The 1,007-nt window shown below is 43.9% G+C and carries 1 protein-coding gene; it reads right to left on the bottom strand.

Annotation, left to right across the window (positions count from 1 at the left end):
- On the bottom strand, nt 1–965 hold a 965-nt coding region (locus tag ACYQ4S_RS11970; protein WP_459771375.1), incomplete at its 3' end, for a transposase.
- Nucleotides 966–1,007: the final 42 nt, after the last annotated feature.

Here is a 1,007-nt window from a genome sequence, read left to right on the forward strand (position 1 = left end):
TCCCGGCAATGGGCTTCTGGTCGAACATACTTGAGGGCACCATAACGTTTATCATAGCTGTCGTACTTATAGCTGTGTTCACGAAAACAGGTAGGGGCATAATGGTCATCAACTTCCCCATTATGTTTCGCTTGTCTTTTTAAGGCGGTGATCGGCTCTTGACCAGAGTTGTGAGCTTCCGTATAAATGTCTTTGGCATCGTACCCTTTATCCAAGGTCAAATAAGAGGGGGTATCGGTTCGGATTTTATTTTTCCCTACTTTTCGAATCGTTGGGATCGCTAAACTGACATCCGCCGTAAAGGCGGACGCCACTGTCATATCTAAGATGTATTGGGTCCGAGTGGAAACGGCTAAGGACACTTTATAGCCAAACCAAAAGGTATTTTTTCCTTGACTGTTCTTTTTCACACCCCAAGAAGGATAGGTCGGAATACATTCCACGATCTCTTCTGTACTCATGGCGTGCTGGTCTTTGATTTTAGGCAAGGATGGATTGCTTGTTTTATGTGGCTTGGTCCGTGCGTCAACTGCCGTTGCGTCAAGCGCAACGTTTTCTTCAAAAATAGCGAATTCGTTATGGATCAGTTGAAGGAGTTGATCATTCATGGTTTCCAGCACAGATAGATTATCGGCTAGGATACTCATCACACGAGAATAGGTTGCTTCGGATGGAATGGGATCTGAATAGAGAAATCCCACACTCAATTTCAAGCGAAGGTCGCTTTTCAAACGTGCAATCAGTGCTTTTTGTGTCGGAATGTTCTCATGGATACGCACCATCAAGGAACGGAGGAGCGCTTGATAGTTCAATTTGACGGGTGGACCCACACGAGATTCTTTTTCGAATAGAGCTAATACTTTTCCCCACTCAAGTGGGGAGAGAATTTCTTGGTATTTCTCCTGAACGTCAAGTTTTTCTAAAAAATCAATGTCAAATAAAGTGGGTTGTTGTATAATGGACATAAGGAATCCCTCCTGGAGTACGTGTCTTAGTCGACAACCTAA

The organism is Alkalibacterium sp. s-m-28 (assembly GCF_054658175.1).